The sequence below is a fragment of the Stenotrophomonas sp. C3(2023) genome (genome assembly GCF_032911385.1).
Taxonomy (GTDB): Bacteria; Pseudomonadota; Gammaproteobacteria; order Xanthomonadales; family Xanthomonadaceae; genus Stenotrophomonas.
This window is the reverse complement of sequence record NZ_JAWJLO010000001.1, coordinates 2,334,203-2,349,742: the sequence shown is the minus strand read 5'-3', so window position 1 is coordinate 2,349,742 and position 15,540 is coordinate 2,334,203. Positions and strand designations below refer to the sequence as shown.

The following is a 15,540-nucleotide window of genomic DNA, read 5'->3' as shown; positions in this document are numbered from 1 at the left end:
GCCGTACACGGTAGGGAACCCCACTTAAACGCTCGATCAGCTGCCCGCACGGCTGTTTGGGCTTCGTTTTTGTCCGCCATCGCCAACTCGTAACGAGGCTACCCCAGATGATCCACCCCCTTCGGATGTCCAAGCTCACCCTTGGTCTCGCGGTCGCGCTTGCTGCCGCTCCCGCCTTTGCCCAGAGCACCTCTTCGGGTGTGGGCGGCCAGGTGACCTCCTCCGCCGGTGCACCTGTCGCCGGCGCTGAAGTGACCATCACCCACGTCGAATCGGGCACGGTCTCGCGCGCCACCACCGATGCGTCCGGTCGTTACAACGCCCGCGGCCTGCGCGTGGGTGGCCCGTACACCATCACCATCACCAAGCCGGGCGAAGGCACCAAGACCGAAGAAGGCGTCTACCTGGGCGTGAGCCAGTCGGGCACCGTCAACGCCGTGCTGGCTGGTGACCTGGCCGCGACCAACCTGGAAGCCGTGCAGGTCATCGCCGTCGCCGGTGGCTCGGAAGTGTTCAGCGCCACCAAGATGGGCGCCGGCACCAACATCAGCCGCCAGACCATCGAGGCACTGCCTTCGGCCGGTGGCAACATCCAGGACTACGTGCGTCTGGATCCGCGCATCGCGCAGAACAACAAGGCCGACGGCCAGATCTCGGTCGGTGGCCAGAACCCGAAGTACAACGCCATCCGCGTTGACGGCGTGTCGATCAGCGACACCTTCGGCCTGGAAGACAACGGCATGCCGACCCGCCGCCAGCCGGTGGCCATGGACGCGCTGGAAGCCATCAACGTCGACCTGTCCAGCTACGACGTGACCATCGCCGGTGCCACCGGTGCGGTCATCGACGCGGTGACCAAGTCCGGTACCAACGAATTCCACGGTTCGGTCTACGGCTCGTACCGTGACGGTGACTGGTTCGGCAAGGACCCGGCCGGCTACAAGTTCGACGGTTTCGACCGCGAGCAGACCTACGGCATGACCCTCGGCGGCCCGCTGGTGAAGGACAAGCTGTTCTTCTTCGCCAACTACGAAAAGCAGGAATGGAAGTCGCCGGGCGCCAGCGTGGCTGACAGCGGCCTGGGAACCGGCGCCATCACCCAGGACCAGATCAACCAGATCACCAACCTGGCCAAGAGCCAGTACGGCATCGACACCGGTGGCGTGGGTGACGTTGACGGCAGCACCAACCTGGAAGAGTACGCGGTCAAGCTGGACTGGAACATCAGCGACAACCACCGTGCCAGCATCCGTTACAGCAAGGTCGAGCAGAACCAGGCCCGTACTCCGACCACCAGCGGCACCATCGTCAACCTGAGCTCTTCGTTCTTCCAGCAGCAGAAGACGATCGAGAACTACGTCGCCCAGGTCTTCAGCGACTGGTCGGACAACTTCTCCACCGAACTGAAGGCCTCGTACCGCGACTACACCTCGGCCCGTATCCTCAGCGGTGCGCCGATCGCCACCAGCAAGATCTACTTCGGTGGCAGCTACGACCAGCCGACCGGTGCCTACGTGATGTTCGGGCCGGACCCGAGCAGCCCGGGCAACCTGCTGCAGACCAAGACCTGGAACGGCTACGGTGCCGGTACCTGGACGCTGGGCGATCACGACCTGAAGTTCGGTGCTGATTTCAGCAGCAACGACGTCTACAACATGTTCGTGCAGAACCTGTACGGCAGCTACGACTTCTTCGGCATCGACAACTTCGCCAGCGGCAACTGGAGCAACTACGTCCAGCACCTGCCGCAGCCGGGCCTGAGCAACGACACCATCGCCGCGGCGTTCAAGTACCGCGAGCTGGGTCTGTTCGTGCAGGACACCTGGTACGTCAACAACAACCTGACCCTGACCTACGGCGTGCGCGCTGACAAGCCGAGCGTCAGCGGCCGTCCGGCCTACAACGCCGCTGCCGAGACCGCTTTCGGTCTGGACAACAGCTACGTCAACGGCAAGGACAAGTGGCTGGTGCAGCCGCGCTTCGGCTTCAACTACACCTTCGACACCGACCGCCCGACCCAGGTCCGCGGTGGCGTGGGCCTGTTCCGCGGTTCCTCGCCGCAGGTGTGGTTCGGCAATGCCTTCAGCACCACCGGTCTGAACTACGTGCGTTACCAGGGCGAAGTCGCCGGTCAGATCAACCCGGGCAACTGGGCCTACGAGCCGATCGTGGCTGATCAGACCCGTCCGCCGGCCGGCTCGGCCGACTCCAACGTGACCTACGTCAGCAAGGACTTCGAGCAGCCGTCGGTGTGGAAGGCCAACCTGGCCATCGACCACGAACTGCCGTGGTACGGCCTGGTCGCGTCGGCCGAACTGCTGGTGACCAAGGTCAAGAGCGACCTGTTCTACCGCAGCATCAACATCGGTGAGTCGACCTTCAAGGGTCAGGACGGCCGTGACATGTACTACAACCCGGCGCAGGTCGGCCGTGCGTGGACCACGGGCAGCAACCGCTACAACCGCAACCGTGCCTTCGGCAATGTGTTCCTGCTGGAGAACACCGACGGTGGTCGCAGCAGCCAGTTCACCGTGTCGCTGGCCAAGCCGTTCTCCAGCGAGAGCGACTGGTCGTGGAACCTGGGCTACACCTACACCGATTCGAAGATGGTCAGTGACATGACCAGCGCGACGGCCGGTTCGACCTGGAACTACAACTACATCAAGGATGCCAACGAAGACGTCATCGGTACCTCGCGTTACCAGATCCGCAATCGTCTGACCGGCAGCCTGAACTGGAGCCACGCGTTCTTCGGTGACTACAAGACCAGCGTCGGCATCTTCTACGAAGGCCGTAACGGTCGTCCGTTCAGCTACGTCTACTCCAACGATGCCAACGGCGAAGGCCGCGCCGGGAACGACCTGTTCTACGTGCCGGCGGGCCCGGGCGATGTGCTGTTCGGTACGCTGAGCGCGACCGGCGTGTTCACCGCCAACCCGGCGATGGAGAAGTCGTTCTTCGAATGGCTGGCCAAGAACCCGGAACTGGCGCGTTACGCTGGCCAGACCGCTCCGCGCAACTCCGGTCGCGCGCAGTGGGTCAACAGCTTCGACCTGCGCATCAGCCAGGAGCTGCCGGGCTTCATGAAGGGCCACAAGTCCGAGATCTGGCTGGACGTGATGAACGTCGGCAACCTGATCAACAAGGATTGGGGCCACATCGAAGACTATGGCTTCTTCGCCAACCGCCGCGTGCTGACCGCCGCCGGCATGGTCGACGGCAAGTACGTGTACAGCGGCTTCGACCCGGCCCGCGTCGACCCGCCGTCCATCGCCAATGGCAGCAACGGCAACGGCAACACCGGTGTGTCGCAGTGGTCGCTGCAGCTGGGCTTCCGCTACAAGTTCTGATCCCTGTGATCTGAGCGTCTGAAGAAACGGCCGGGGCAACCCGGCCGTTTTTTTGTGCCCGGCAGGTGGCGGCAAACCGCAGCGCCCCTCGCGGCTGGCAGGCCCGTCGCCAAGGCACGCCTGGGCGCGGTGGGCTCGCGGGGCAGCTCTCGCCCATCTGCACATGCAGCCCAAACAGCCTCCCCTCAGAGCGATCTATTGGACCTTGCCGTGAGGGGCCTTGCCGTTGGCGGCACACCCGCGTAGCATCGCCACGCCGCAGCACACTGCGGCGCGCCAGACGGCGCCATCAAGGTCACTGCAACGGTCGGGATTTCCGGCCGTTTTGCTTTTTAAGGGGGCGGCGCTACAGTCGGTAACCTTGGAGAAGCAAGAAGTGGATATGACCAACAACGAGAAGGCGGCGCGGGCGCTGCCGGTGCAGGACGCGCGGATCTACCCGCGCGGTGGACTGGACGTGCTGTCGCGGGCCGAGGTCGCGCGTCTGCGTGACGCCTCCAGCGGCGGCATGCACGAACTGCTGCGCCGCTGCGCGCTGGCCGTGCTGACCAGCGGCAGTGCGTCGGACGATCCGCGCGCCGCGCGCGATCTGTACCCGGATTTCGACATCGAGGTCGCCCAGCAGGACCGCGGGGTGCGCATCGACCTGACCAACGCGCCGGCGATGGCATTCGTCGACGGTGAGATCATCCGCGGCGTGGCCGAACTGCTGTTCGCGGTCGTGCGCGACCTGGCCTACATGGCCATCGAGATGGGCCCGGCCTACGCGGCCGAACTGGAATCGTCCGACGGCATCACCAATGCGGTGTTCGGGCTGCTGCGCAACGCACGCATCCTCAACCCGGGCGATCCCAACCTGGTGGTGTGCTGGGGCGGTCATTCGATCGGCCGCGACGAGTACCTGTACACGAAGCAGGTCGGCTACGAGCTGGGCCTGCGCGGGCTGGACATCTGCACCGGTTGCGGCCCGGGTGCGATGAAGGGGCCGATGAAGGGCGCCACCATCGCCCATGCCAAGCAGCGTCGCACGCCGACGCGCTACATCGGCCTGACCGAGCCGGGCATCATTGCTGCCGAGTCGCCGAACCCGATCGTCAACCATCTGGTGATCATGCCGGACATCGAGAAGCGCCTGGAGGCCTTCGTCCGCATCGGGCACGGCATCATCGTGTTCGCCGGTGGCGTCGGCACGGCCGAGGAGATCCTCTACCTGCTCGGCATCCTGCTGCGCGAAGAGAACAAGGATCTGCCTTTCCCGCTGATCCTGACCGGCCCGACCGTGGCGGCGCCGTACTTCCAGCAGATCGACCGCTTCATCCGCCTGACCCTGGGCGATGCGGCTGCCGAGCGCTACGAGATCGTCATCGGCGATCCGGTGGCGGTCGCGCGGAAGATGGCCTCGGGCATCAAGCGCGTGCGCGAGCACCGGCTGGCGCAGAAGGATTCGTTCTTCTTTAACTGGTCCATCGACATTCCATGGGACTACCAGCAGCCCTTCGTGCCGACCCATGAGGCAATGGCGGCGCTGGACCTGCATCACGGTCGCGCGCCGCATGCGCTGGCCGCCGACCTGCGCCGCGCGTTCTCCGGCATCGTGGCCGGCAACGTCAAGGAAGACGGGATGCGCCGCATCGAGGAGTTCGGCCCGTTCCAGATCCACGGGGATGCGGACATGATGCAGGCGCTGGACGCGCTGCTGCGTGCATTCGTGGAGCAGCGCCGGATGAAGATCGCCGGCGAGTACAAGCCCTGCTACCAGGTCCAGGCCTGACCATCGCCAGCCGGTGCCGGGCGTCGCCCGGCATCGCGCAGGCGCACGCAACGCCCGTCGGGCCGGACTGACCGTTCGTCCGCCCGGGCCTTGCCTGGCGCGGCGGCGGCAGGCATCGTGACGGCATCACGCTGGGGAGCGTTTCATGTCGTCGTGCCGGGCCAAGGGATTCACGCTGCTGGAACTGATGATCACCGTCTCGGTGGTGGCGATCCTGGCTGCGCTGGCCTATCCCAGCTTCCAAGGCACGCTGCGCTCGAACCGGGTTACTGCGGCACACAACGAGGTCATCGCCCTGGTCAACCTGGCGCGCAGCGAGGCCATCCGTGGCGGGCGCGGCGGCGGGGTCTGCGGCAGCAGCGACGGCGAGAGCTGCGACGGTGCCTGGGGCAATGGCCTGCTCGCGTTTGCCGACACCGATGCCGATGGTGAGATGGGCGGCGAGGACACGGTGCTGCGCTACGCGGCGGGCAATCCACAGCTGCAGGTGGCCGGCCCCGACGCGCCGATGGTCTTCGACGGCCGCGGCCGCCGCCGTGCCGGTGCCGACCAGGTGATGCGCATGCGGCCGACGCAGTGCGAAGCCGGCGCCGAGCAGCAGCGTGCGCTGACCCTCAATGCCACCGGCCAGCTGCGCAGTGCGCGGGAGACCTGCGAATGAACGTGCGCGCCCGCCAGGCCGGCTTCAGTCTGCTGGAGGTGCTGATCGCAGTCGTGGTGCTCGGTTTCGGCCTGCTCGGTTTTGCACTGCTGCAGACCATGAACGTCCGCTTCGTGCAGAGCGCCAACTACCGCACCCAGGCCACCAATCTGGCTTACGACCTGACCGAGCAGATGCGCAGTAACCGCTACCAGGCGGCGTGGTACGAGGCGGCCAGTTTCGATCCGGGCAGCCTCGATGCCAGCGAGATCTGCGAGCCTGACGTGGGTGAGATCACCATCAACACCCGCATCGAAAACTGGCAGTGCCAGGTGGTCAAGGCGATGGGCGAAAGCGCTGGTGCCACCGTGAGCTACGACGGCGGCGTGGTCAACGTCGCCATCACCTGGGGCGACCAGCGCTGGGACCCGGATGACCCGGACCAGACCACCACCTTTGCCCTGGCGACCGAACTATGAGCCGCACGATGTCACGCCCGGCACGGATGGCCGGCCTGTCGCTGGTCGAGATGATGATCGCGATGGTTATCGGGCTGGTGTTGATGCTGGGCGTGATCCAGGTGTTCACCGCGTCCCAGGCCGCCTCGCGGCTGTCCGAGGGGGCGGCGCGCGTGCAGGAGAACGCACGCTTCGCGCTGGACTTCCTGGAGCGCGACATCCGCATGGCCGGGCATATGGGCTGCATCAACGACCAGGCCCACGTGGTCCGTGGCGAGGGCGATCCGCAGGTTCACCTCGGGGCCGACGAGGGCAGCGGCGCACCGCTGGATTTCCGCGTGGCCATCCAGGGCTACGAGGCGCCCGACACCGCCCCGGGCGATACGCTGACGATGGGCGAGACCTGGGCGGCGCCCGGCAGCCTGCCCGCCGCATTGGCCGGGTTGAGTCCTGCCCCGGCCGGTGGCAGTGACGTGCTGGTGCTGCGGTACCTGGCGGCCGAGGGTGTGCCGGTGGAGAACATCACCGTCGATGGCGGTGACTCGCAGCTGGACATGGACGCCGATCGGGTCGCCCGGCTGACCGCCGGGGGCGTCGGTGAACCCACGCTGTTCGGCGTGGCCGACTGCGGACATGCCGATATCTTCCGTGGCAGCCTGGCGTCCAACGCGGTCACCGCCGCCGGCGTCGACCTGGGGCGCTACACCGCCCAGCCGGTGGGCCAGACCATGCTCTACCGTGGCGAGTCGATGGTGTACTACGTGGGGCGCAACGCTACCACCGGTCTGCCCGGGCTGCGTCGTGCGCGCGCCAATGGCGCCGGTGAGTACTCGGTCAACGAGGAGCTGGTTGAAGGCATCGAGAGCCTGCAGCTGCTGTTCGGGCTGGACACCACCACCGCCATCGGCGTGGACCAGGCGCCGGCGGGCAACATCACCACGCTGGCCACTGCAAGTGATGTCACCACCGACACCGGCAGCACCGGCGCCGGTCAATGGCTGCGGGTGGGGCAGGTCAAGCTGGGCCTGCTGGCCAGCAGTCCGTCGCCGGCCTCGGCGGGCGCTGGGGTGAATCCGGTCTCGGTGCTGGGCGTGGCTGTCGAACCGGGAGACGGCAACGATGGCCGGCTGCGCAGCGCGTATGAAGTCACCGTTGCCCTGCGCAACCGCCTGTTCGGGAACTGACATGAACCGCCTGGCCCGCCGCCGTTCTTCCGCTTTCTACCGCACCCAGCGCGGCGCCGTGCTGTATGTGGCATTGATCATGCTGATCCTGATGGCGTTGCTCGGCATCGCTGGCATGCAGGTGGCCGGCATGCAGGAAAAGATGGCGTCCAACTACCGCGCCGCCAATCGCGCCTTCCAGAACGCCGAAGGCGTAGTCCGCGCCGCCGAGCGCTCGGCCGAAGCCATCGCCAACGGCGAGTCGGTCGATGCTTCCAGCCTGCTGCAGGACGGTGACATCTCGCCGATCTGCGACGACGGCTACGATCCGGCGCTGTGGGCCGAAGACCAGCTCGGCAACGCCACAGCGGCGGTCAACGTGCGGCAGATCGACAGCTGCGTGATGGGAGAGTCGTCGATGGCGATGGGCGCACCGGTCGGCGAAGCATCGCCGATCTTCATCTACCAGATCACCGGCTACGCCACCGACGATGCCGATGCCAACTCCTCCTCGGTGGTGGTCGACACCATCTTCAAGCTCTGAAGGACGCTCCGTCATGGCCATGCGCCGCTCGTTCGTGATTGCCGCTGCGGCGATGGGAGTTCTCATCGGCGGCAGCTGGCTGACCTGGAGCCTGCTGGCGCGGCAGGGGCAGGGCACCTTGTCGCAGGTCCCGTTGAACATCCAGACGCCGACGCCGCCGGCCTTCATCATGGCGCTGGATGACTCCGGCTCGATGATCTGGGAGGTACTCAACAACACCCGCGACGGTGTGTACCGCTGGGTGGAGAGCACCAGTGGCAACCGCCGCATCGGCTTCTACAACAGCGGCGGTACGCCCTACGGCTTCGGCGAAGGCAGCGGCCAGAACTACCATTACCTGACGCCGAACTACACCCGCAGCGGCGAGTCGGCGATCCCGCCGTTCGACGTGTTCGGGTTCGCCCGTTCGCCGGACATCAACGGCGCCTACTTTGACCCGCGCGATATCTATCCGGCCTGGAAGACCGGGTACACCGATCCGACCCGCGCCGTGTTCAAGACCATCAACCCGGCCGCCGCGCCGGTCGATCCGCGCCCAAGCGGAACGCCTGGCTTCAAGAACTACACCGTCAACCTCACCGAGGACAGCTGGCGCATCGAGAACGGCTGGCGCTACCAGCTGCGCAGCGGCATGGTCATCCCGGCAGGCACCATGATGGAGGACCTGCGCAATGCCGGCACCAACCAGGCGCCGGCGCCGCGCTGCGGCATGACCAGCGCCAATACCGACGGCAGCGGAGCGCGCAGCGGCTGGCGGCGGGTGTCCAGTGCGATCACGTTGACGGCGGCCTGCGAGGCGGCGATCCGCTATTACCCGGCCACCTTCTTCCTCACCGAGCCGTCCTCGCTGCCGGACAGCTTCGGCTACCGCGCCACCCCGGTGGCGGTGACCACCGGCACCTCGCCGAATGTGGGCGGGCGCCCCGGCACGATCTACAAATATGAAATCCGCCCGGACAATTTCAGCTCCACCGAGCAGTACACCGCGGCGATGCAGAACTTCGCCAACTGGTTCAGCTTCTACCGGGTGCGACGCGAGGCGGTGATCGGTGCGGCCACCAATGCGCTGCAGGACGCCAGCAATCTGCGCGTGGGCTGGTTCCGCATCAACGGCCGGCCGGGCAATACCTCCAGCGTGAAGATGTATGACATGAGCAACGAGACCGAGAAGGTCACGCTGCTGGACAACATCATCCGTGACATGCGCGCCAGCGGTTCCACGCCGAGCCGCTCGGCGGTCTCCTACATGGGCTCGTTGTTCCAGCGCGAGAAATCCGCCACCGATCCGAACCCGCCGATCCTGCAGTCGTGCCAGAAGAACGCCGGCATGCTGTTCACCGACGGCTATACCAACGAAACCGACAACAAGACGCTGATGAGCGCGCTGGCCAAGCCGTTTTACGACAACTCGCTGGTCCAGAGCATGGAAACCAACGGGGTGCCGGTGCCGGCCGAGTGCAGCGGGCCCAGTCCGGATCCATCGCTGGACTGCAACCGCAAGCTGCACATGAACTTCTACGGGGTCACGCTGGGCACGCTGGGCAACCGGTTCGGTGTGGTCTACAAGCCCAAGGATGACGAGCCGTGGATCATCGAGCCCAACCCCTACACCGTGGGTCTGGGCAACCTGGGCCTGCCGACGGCGTGGAACAGTGAGCTGGACCTCAAGCCGGCCGCGGTCGACGAACTGTGGGGCGCGGTGCTGGCCACCAAGGGTGAGATGATCAACGCCACCCGGCCTTCGCAGATCACCTTGGCCATGCGCCGCATCATCAGCAATGTATCGCAGGGCGCTACGCCGTCGGGAACGCGATCGTTGACCGGCGCGCGCATTGGTGCCGGTTCACTGGCGGTGGAGCCGTTCTACGAGGCCACCAACAATGGCACCGACTGGTACAGCCGCCTCACCGCCTATTCGCTGGCCGTGGGCGACAACCGCGGCATCAGCAATACGCGCGTATGGGAAGCCTCGGAAGAACTGCCGGCCGCGGCCGACCGCAAGGTCTGGTTCTGGCGCGACGGCGCCCTGCTGCGCTTCAACAGCAGCAACGTCGCCCTGGCTGACCTGTGCAGCAAGCCCGAGGGCCTGTATCGCGGCATGGCCCTGTGCAGCACGGCCGAGATCACCACGCTGGCGGCAAACGCGGACAACGCGGTGGCCTACCTGCTGGGCGAGACCTCGCGCGAAGTGCGCAACGGCGGTGCCCTGCGTGACCGCACCACGCGTCTGGGCGACATCATCAACTCCACCCCGGCGTTGAGCTCGCCGACCGACGACTACGGCTACCGCCGCCTGCCGGGCGACCTGGGCACCAGCTATGCGACCTGGCTGACCAGCAAGCGCAACGATGCCCGTTACATGGTGTACGCCGGTGCCAACGACGGGATGCTGCACGCGTTCGATGGCGGCATGGGCGCTGATGGGCGGCAGGACGACGAAGGCGGCAAGGAAAAGTTCGCCTACGTGCCAGCCACCTCGCTCGGCCACATGGGCAACCTGCTGCTGCCGTACAAGGCCGAGGCGGGCAACAACCAGCGTTTCGACCACCGCTATTACGTGGACGGGCCGGTCACCGTGGGTGATATCCACAACGGCACCGCGTGGTCGACCGCGTTGGTCGGCACCACTGGCGCCGGTGGCCGCAGCGTGTTCGCACTGGATGTCAGCAACCCGTCCGGCTTTGATGAAAACAGCCTGCTGTGGGAGCTCAACGATTTCGACACGCAGCTGAGCAGCACCGTGCGCGACAACCTGGGGCACGTGCTCGGCAAGCCGGTGATCGTGCCGGTACGCGGCAGTGATGGCAGCACGCACTTCAAGGCGATCTTCGGCAACGGCTACGAAAGCCGCAGCGGCAAGGCCGCGCTGTACGTGGTGGACATGGTGGCCGGCCGGCCGCCGACGATCAGTGTGCGCATCGCCGAAGAGCAGGGTCAGGACCTGCCGGCAGGCAGCAACGGGCTGGGCAACATCGTGGTGGTCGACCGCTGGTCGGGTGACCGTCGCGGCCGTGATGGCTACGCCGACACGGTCTATGCCGCCGACCAGAAGGGCGCGATCTGGAAGTTCGACCTGCGCAGCGACGCGGCACCGACCCGCCCGCTGTTCACCACGCGCACCCACGTGCATACCGACAACCAGACCTACCGTCAGCCGATCATGGGCGGGCTGGTCGCGACCACCGGTGCCTCTGCTGGCGTGATGCTGCTGTTTGGCACCGGCAGCTTCGCCTACCAGGAAGATGGCCGCGACGAGAGCGTGCAGGGCCTGTACGGGGTCAATGACATCGACAATGGGCAACCGCCGGCAACGCTGACCGCAGCCAACCTGCGCGAGATCACCGTGACCGAGGGCGAGGGCACGCGCAGTCTGGAGATGGGCACGATGCCCAGCGACGGACGCGGCTGGAACGTCGTGCTGCCGGCCAAGGAGCGCATGGTCGGCAATCCGTCGGTCGTGGCCGGCGTCGTGTTCATGCCGACGTATGTGCCGGACCAGGCGGTGGGCTGCTCGGTGGATGGCTCCAACTGGCTGTTCGGCCTGATGGCCAGCAGTGGCGCGCCTGCGCTGGGCCAGGTGCGGCTGGGCTCGCCGACCGGCAGCAAGCCCGGGGCCGGGACGGCGGCCGTGGCGCTGAGCACCGGTGGCAATGCGCCGGTGCGTGATGTCACCGCCTCGATCGTGCCGCGCGAGAAGCCGGCCGAGCCAGACGAGGACGAGGAGGACACCAACCCGCCCGAGCCGCCGGAACATGCCTGTCTGATGAATATCGGGGTGCCCGGCGCCGAGCCGATGTACGTGCCGTATCCCTGCGGGCGCCAGTCCTGGCGGCAGATCCAATGAGTCCTGTTGTTCACCCCCTTGCCGGAGCCGGTGCCATGCATGCCCGTACGTCATCCCTGCCGCAGCGCCTTGCCCGCGGCTTCACCCTGGTCGAAGTCATGGTGGTGGTGGCCATCGTCGCCATTCTCGCCACGGTGGCCTACCCGAGCTATGCCGACCACGTGCGCAAGTCCAAGCGCGCGCAGGTCAAGGCCGATCTGGTCGAGTACGCGCAGCTGGCCGAGCGGTTCCACACGGTCAACAACACCTATGAGGGTTTTCGTTTTCCGGGCGGTGGTGAGAGCGTGGATTCGCCGCGCGAGGGGGGAACGGCCGCGTATACGATCGGCATGGAAACCTCCCAGTCCGCGTTCACCTTCACTGCCACCGCGTCTGCCGCGCAGGCCAAGGACCCGTGCGGGAACCTGTCGGTGAACCAGGCCAACGTCAAGACCGCCGAAGGCACGCTGTCCGAGTGCTGGTGAGGCGCGATGACGCATTTGGCCAAAGGTGTTGCGCTCCTCGTTTTACGTGATTACAATGCGCCTCCCCGCCCGAATAGCTCAGCCGGTTAGAGCACTTGACTGTTAATCAGGGGGTCGTTGGTTCGAGTCCAACTTCGGGCGCCAGATACTGCAGAAGCCGCGAGAAATCGCGGCTTTTGTTTTTTCTGGCATCGTGCGCCGCATGGCTCAGCACGGTTGCCGCCCACGTGCACGCTGGCTGCGGACACGCCCGCCGACGTTGACCACGACCTGCCCATGCCGCTGGCCATGCAGGCAGATCACCACGGTCTGGTTGCTGTTGCCGCTGCGTCCGTCGGCATGGAACAGCAGGCGCGGCCGGGTGGGCGCGACGGCAGCCCGCAGACCATGCACCTTCGCATGCCGATGATGGAAGATCACCTCGTCCACACGGCCGTCAGGTGGAGCCCGCGACGACGGGGCGGGGTAGATCATCCAGCCTGCGCTCCAGTCGTTGCCACAGCGCTGCCCATCGGCGCTCGCGCACACGGCCAATGTCCGACGCTGGCTCAGCGCGCTGATTCGCGCGCGGGCAAAGCCGGCGTGCAGCTGCAGCCGCAGCTGTTCGGCCTGCAGGGCGTGCCACAGCGCCTGCAGCGGCGGCATCGCCAAGGTATACAGACAGGTCAGCAGCGCGACCCCCAGCAGGAGCTGCAGCAGGGTCGCCCCGCACGGGCCGCGCGCCATCGTGTGCATGGCAGCCAGCGTGCCCCGGCTGCAGGCGCTGCGCCCTCGGGCGGCAGGGCGTTGCGTTGTGGGTCAGGCCCTCAGGCGGCCCTCACCTGGGCTGCCGGTATAATTTCCCATCCCCGTCCTGGCAGTCCCATGAGCGATCGTCTCCAACTCGTCTCACCGTATTCGCCGGCTGGTGACCAGCCGCAGGCCATCGAGCAGCTGGTGGCCAACTTCGAGGCCGGCATCGCCAAGCAGACCCTGCTGGGCGTGACCGGCTCGGGCAAGACCTACACGATCGCCAACGTGATCCAGCAGGTACAGAAGCCGACGCTGATCATGGCGCCCAACAAGACGTTGGCTGCGCAGCTCTACGGCGAGTTCAAGTCGTTCTTCCCGCACAACGCGGTGGAGTACTTCGTCAGCTATTACGACTACTACCAGCCCGAAGCGTATGTGCCTTCGTCGGACACCTTCATCGAGAAGGACAGTTCGATCAACGAACACATCGAGCAGATGCGGCTGGCGGCGACCAAGACCCTGTTGTCCCGCCCCGACGCCATCGTGGTGGCCACCGTGTCGGCGATCTATGGTCTGGGTGCGCCGGAAGACTATCTGTCGATGCGGCTGATCCTCTCCAAGGGCGAGCGCATCGACCAGCGTGACCTGATCAACCACCTGACCTCGCTGCAGTACACGCGCAACGAGTACGAGCTGGCGCGCGGCACCTTCCGTGTGCGCGGCGAGGTGGTGGACGTGTTCCCGGCCGAATCGGACAGCGAGGCGCTGCGCATCGAGCTGTTTGATGGCGAAGTGGAGAAGATCACCCTGTTCGACCCGCTCACCGGCGAGACGCTGCGCAACCTGATGCGCTTCACCGTCTACCCCAAGACGCACTACGCCACCACGCGCGAGCGCGTGCTGGCCGCGGTGGAGAGCATCAAGGTAGAGCTCAAGGAGCGGTTGGAGCAGCTGTACGCGCAGAACAAGCTGGTCGAGGCGCAGCGTCTGGCCCAGCGCACCCAGTTCGACATCGAGATGATGGCCGAGGTCGGGTTCTGCAACGGCATCGAGAACTACTCGCGCCACCTGACCGGCAAGGGTCCGGGCGAGCCGCCGCCGACGCTGTTCGACTATCTGCCGGCCGACGCCCTGCTGGTCATCGACGAATCGCACGTGACCATCCCGCAGATCGGTGCGATGTTCAAGGGGGACCGCTCGCGCAAGGAAACCCTGGTCGAGTTCGGCTTCCGCCTGCCCTCGGCGCTGGACAACCGGCCGCTGCGCTTTGAGGAATGGGAAGCGCGCTGCCCGCGCAGCATCTATGTCTCGGCCACGCCGGGGCCGTATGAGCTGCGCGAAACCGGCGATGAGGTCACCGAGCTGGTGGTGCGCCCGACCGGTCTGATCGACCCGGTGGTGGAGATCAGACCGGTCGGCACCCAGGTCGATGACGTGATGAGCGAGATCAACGAGCGCATCAAGCTCGGCGATCGCGTGCTGGTGACCACGCTGACCAAGCGCATGGCCGAGAACCTCACCGAATACCTGACCGAGCATGGCATCCGCGTGCGCTACCTGCACTCGGACGTGGACACGGTGGAGCGGGTGGAGATCATCCGCGACCTGCGCCTGGGCAAGTTCGACGTGCTGGTGGGCATCAACCTGCTGCGCGAAGGCCTGGACATGCCCGAGGTCTCGCTGGTCGCGATTCTCGATGCGGACAAGGAAGGGTTCCTGCGCTCGACCGGTTCGCTGATCCAGACCATCGGCCGCGCGGCGCGCAACGTGCGCGGCAAGGCCATTCTTTACGCCGACAAGGTCACGCGCTCGATGCAGGCGGCGATCGATGAGACCGACCGTCGACGCAGCAAGCAGGTGGAGTACAACGAAGAGCACGGCATCGTGCCGCGCTCGGTGGCACGTCCGATCACCGATGTGCTGGAAGGGGCGCGCTCGGACGCGGCCGAGAAGGAGGCCCGCAAGGGCAAAGGCAAGGGCAAGGCCGGCCGGGGTGCCGCCGTTGCCGAGGAGAGCGCCGATTACGCCAAGCTCAGCCCGGCGCAGCTGGCCGCGCGGCTCAAGGCGCTGGAGCAGCAGATGTATCAGCACGCCAAGGATCTGGAGTTCGAGGATGCAGCGCGTGTGCGCGACCAGATACGGGTGCTGAAGGAGGCCACTCTGGTCTGAGCAGGGCACCTGGAAAGAATTGTGAAAAATGTTCACAAAGGTGTTGCACAAACCAGATCACCTCCGTAATATACGCGGCCTGCACCGACGCAAACGCAGCGATGCAGGGCAACACACGGGCGGTTAGCTCAGCGGTAGAGCACTACCTTGACATGGTAGGGGTCACAGGTTCGAACCCTGTACCGCCCACCACTTCAGATCGAAGTGGAATCAGAAAAAAGCCAGCCATCGCGCTGGCTTTTTTGTTGGCCGACCACCTGCCTCGGTGGCTGCCTGCCAACACGAGAACAGTACGCTCGAACGTTCGGCGCACGCGATCTGCCATCAACAGACCGCGACTGCTCCCGGTAGGTGACGACCGTTGGTCGTCACGCCGTTGCTCTGGAAGCGTGACGACCAACGGTC

At 66.0% G+C, this 15,540-nt stretch carries 10 protein-coding genes and 2 tRNA genes; 11 read left to right on the top strand and 1 reads right to left on the bottom strand.

Annotation, left to right across the window (positions count from 1 at the left end):
* Nucleotides 1-107 precede the first annotated feature (107 nt).
* The 9 genes from RZA67_RS10565 (at nt 108) to RZA67_RS10525 (ending at nt 12,378) form a co-directional block, all read left to right on the top strand.
* A complete protein-coding gene (locus RZA67_RS10565; protein ID WP_317212704.1) occupies nt 108-3,350 on the top strand; it encodes a TonB-dependent receptor in 3,243 nt (1,080 codons plus the stop codon).
* A 382-nt stretch (nt 3,351-3,732) separates the two neighbouring features.
* Entirely contained in the window at nt 3,733-5,121 is a 1,389-nt protein-coding gene (ppnN, locus tag RZA67_RS10560; protein ID WP_317212703.1) for a nucleotide 5'-monophosphate nucleosidase PpnN, read from the top strand.
* A gap of 145 nt (nt 5,122-5,266) precedes the next feature.
* Nucleotides 5,267-5,782 carry a GspH/FimT family pseudopilin gene (locus RZA67_RS10555; protein WP_317212702.1) on the top strand — a complete coding sequence of 172 codons (516 nt, stop codon included), beginning with the start codon at nt 5,267-5,269 and terminating at the stop codon, nt 5,780-5,782.
* Entirely contained in the window at nt 5,779-6,240 is a 462-nt protein-coding gene (pilV, locus tag RZA67_RS10550) for a type IV pilus modification protein PilV (protein WP_317212701.1), read from the top strand. Before RZA67_RS10555 ends, pilV begins: the two co-directional genes overlap by 4 nt.
* A complete protein-coding gene (locus tag RZA67_RS10545) occupies nt 6,237-7,403 on the top strand; it encodes a PilW family protein (RefSeq protein ID WP_317212700.1) in 1,167 nt (388 codons plus the stop codon). Before pilV ends, RZA67_RS10545 begins: the two co-directional genes overlap by 4 nt.
* Before the next feature lies 1 nt (nt 7,404).
* The gene (locus RZA67_RS10540) at nt 7,405-7,926 is read left to right on the top strand and encodes a PilX N-terminal domain-containing pilus assembly protein (RefSeq protein WP_317212699.1); all 522 of its coding nucleotides are present in this window, start codon (nt 7,405-7,407) and stop codon (nt 7,924-7,926) included.
* Nucleotides 7,927-7,939: 13 nt separating this feature from the next.
* Nucleotides 7,940-11,770, top strand: coding sequence for a PilC/PilY family type IV pilus protein (locus RZA67_RS10535; protein ID WP_317212698.1), 3,831 nt, complete (start codon nt 7,940-7,942; stop codon nt 11,768-11,770).
* Nucleotides 11,771-11,805: 35 nt separating this feature from the next.
* Nucleotides 11,806-12,234: a type IV pilin protein gene (locus tag RZA67_RS10530; RefSeq protein ID WP_317212697.1), complete on the top strand. Its 429-nt coding sequence runs from the start codon at nt 11,806-11,808 to the stop codon at nt 12,232-12,234.
* 67 nt (nt 12,235-12,301) lie between these two features.
* Nucleotides 12,302-12,378, top strand: a tRNA-Asn gene (locus tag RZA67_RS10525).
* Between the two features lie 63 nt (nt 12,379-12,441).
* Here the strand turns inward: RZA67_RS10525 and RZA67_RS10520 are convergent.
* Nucleotides 12,442-12,969, bottom strand: a complete 528-nt coding sequence (locus RZA67_RS10520; protein ID WP_317212696.1) for a GspH/FimT family protein — start codon at nt 12,967-12,969, stop codon at nt 12,442-12,444.
* A 129-nt stretch (nt 12,970-13,098) separates the two neighbouring features.
* Here RZA67_RS10520 and uvrB point away from each other — a divergent pair, with 129 nt between their 5' ends.
* Both uvrB and RZA67_RS10510 read left to right on the top strand, forming a co-directional pair.
* Entirely contained in the window at nt 13,099-15,135 is a 2,037-nt protein-coding gene (gene uvrB / locus RZA67_RS10515; protein ID WP_317212695.1) for an excinuclease ABC subunit UvrB, read from the top strand.
* Between the two features lie 117 nt (nt 15,136-15,252).
* Nucleotides 15,253-15,327: transfer RNA gene (locus tag RZA67_RS10510), tRNA-Val, on the top strand.
* Nucleotides 15,328-15,540: the final 213 nt, after the last annotated feature.

What these genes read in the sequence shown, in the direction of transcription:
- RZA67_RS10565 (WP_317212704.1), top strand. Translation starts at nt 108, where the DNA reads ATGATCCACCCCCTTCGGATGTCCAAGCTCACCCTTGGTCTCGCGGTC.
- ppnN (WP_317212703.1), top strand. Translation starts at nt 3,733, where the DNA reads ATGACCAACAACGAGAAGGCGGCGCGGGCGCTGCCGGTGCAGGACGCG.
- RZA67_RS10555 (WP_317212702.1), top strand. Translation starts at nt 5,267, where the DNA reads ATGTCGTCGTGCCGGGCCAAGGGATTCACGCTGCTGGAACTGATGATC.
- pilV (WP_317212701.1), top strand. Translation starts at nt 5,779, where the DNA reads ATGAACGTGCGCGCCCGCCAGGCCGGCTTCAGTCTGCTGGAGGTGCTG.
- RZA67_RS10545 (WP_317212700.1), top strand. Translation starts at nt 6,237, where the DNA reads ATGAGCCGCACGATGTCACGCCCGGCACGGATGGCCGGCCTGTCGCTG.
- RZA67_RS10540 (WP_317212699.1), top strand. Translation starts at nt 7,405, where the DNA reads ATGAACCGCCTGGCCCGCCGCCGTTCTTCCGCTTTCTACCGCACCCAG.
- RZA67_RS10535 (WP_317212698.1), top strand. Translation starts at nt 7,940, where the DNA reads ATGGCCATGCGCCGCTCGTTCGTGATTGCCGCTGCGGCGATGGGAGTT.
- RZA67_RS10530 (WP_317212697.1), top strand. Translation starts at nt 11,806, where the DNA reads ATGCATGCCCGTACGTCATCCCTGCCGCAGCGCCTTGCCCGCGGCTTC.
- RZA67_RS10520 (WP_317212696.1), bottom strand. Translation starts at nt 12,969, where the DNA reads ATGCACACGATGGCGCGCGGCCCGTGCGGGGCGACCCTGCTGCAGCTC.
- uvrB (WP_317212695.1), top strand. Translation starts at nt 13,099, where the DNA reads ATGAGCGATCGTCTCCAACTCGTCTCACCGTATTCGCCGGCTGGTGAC.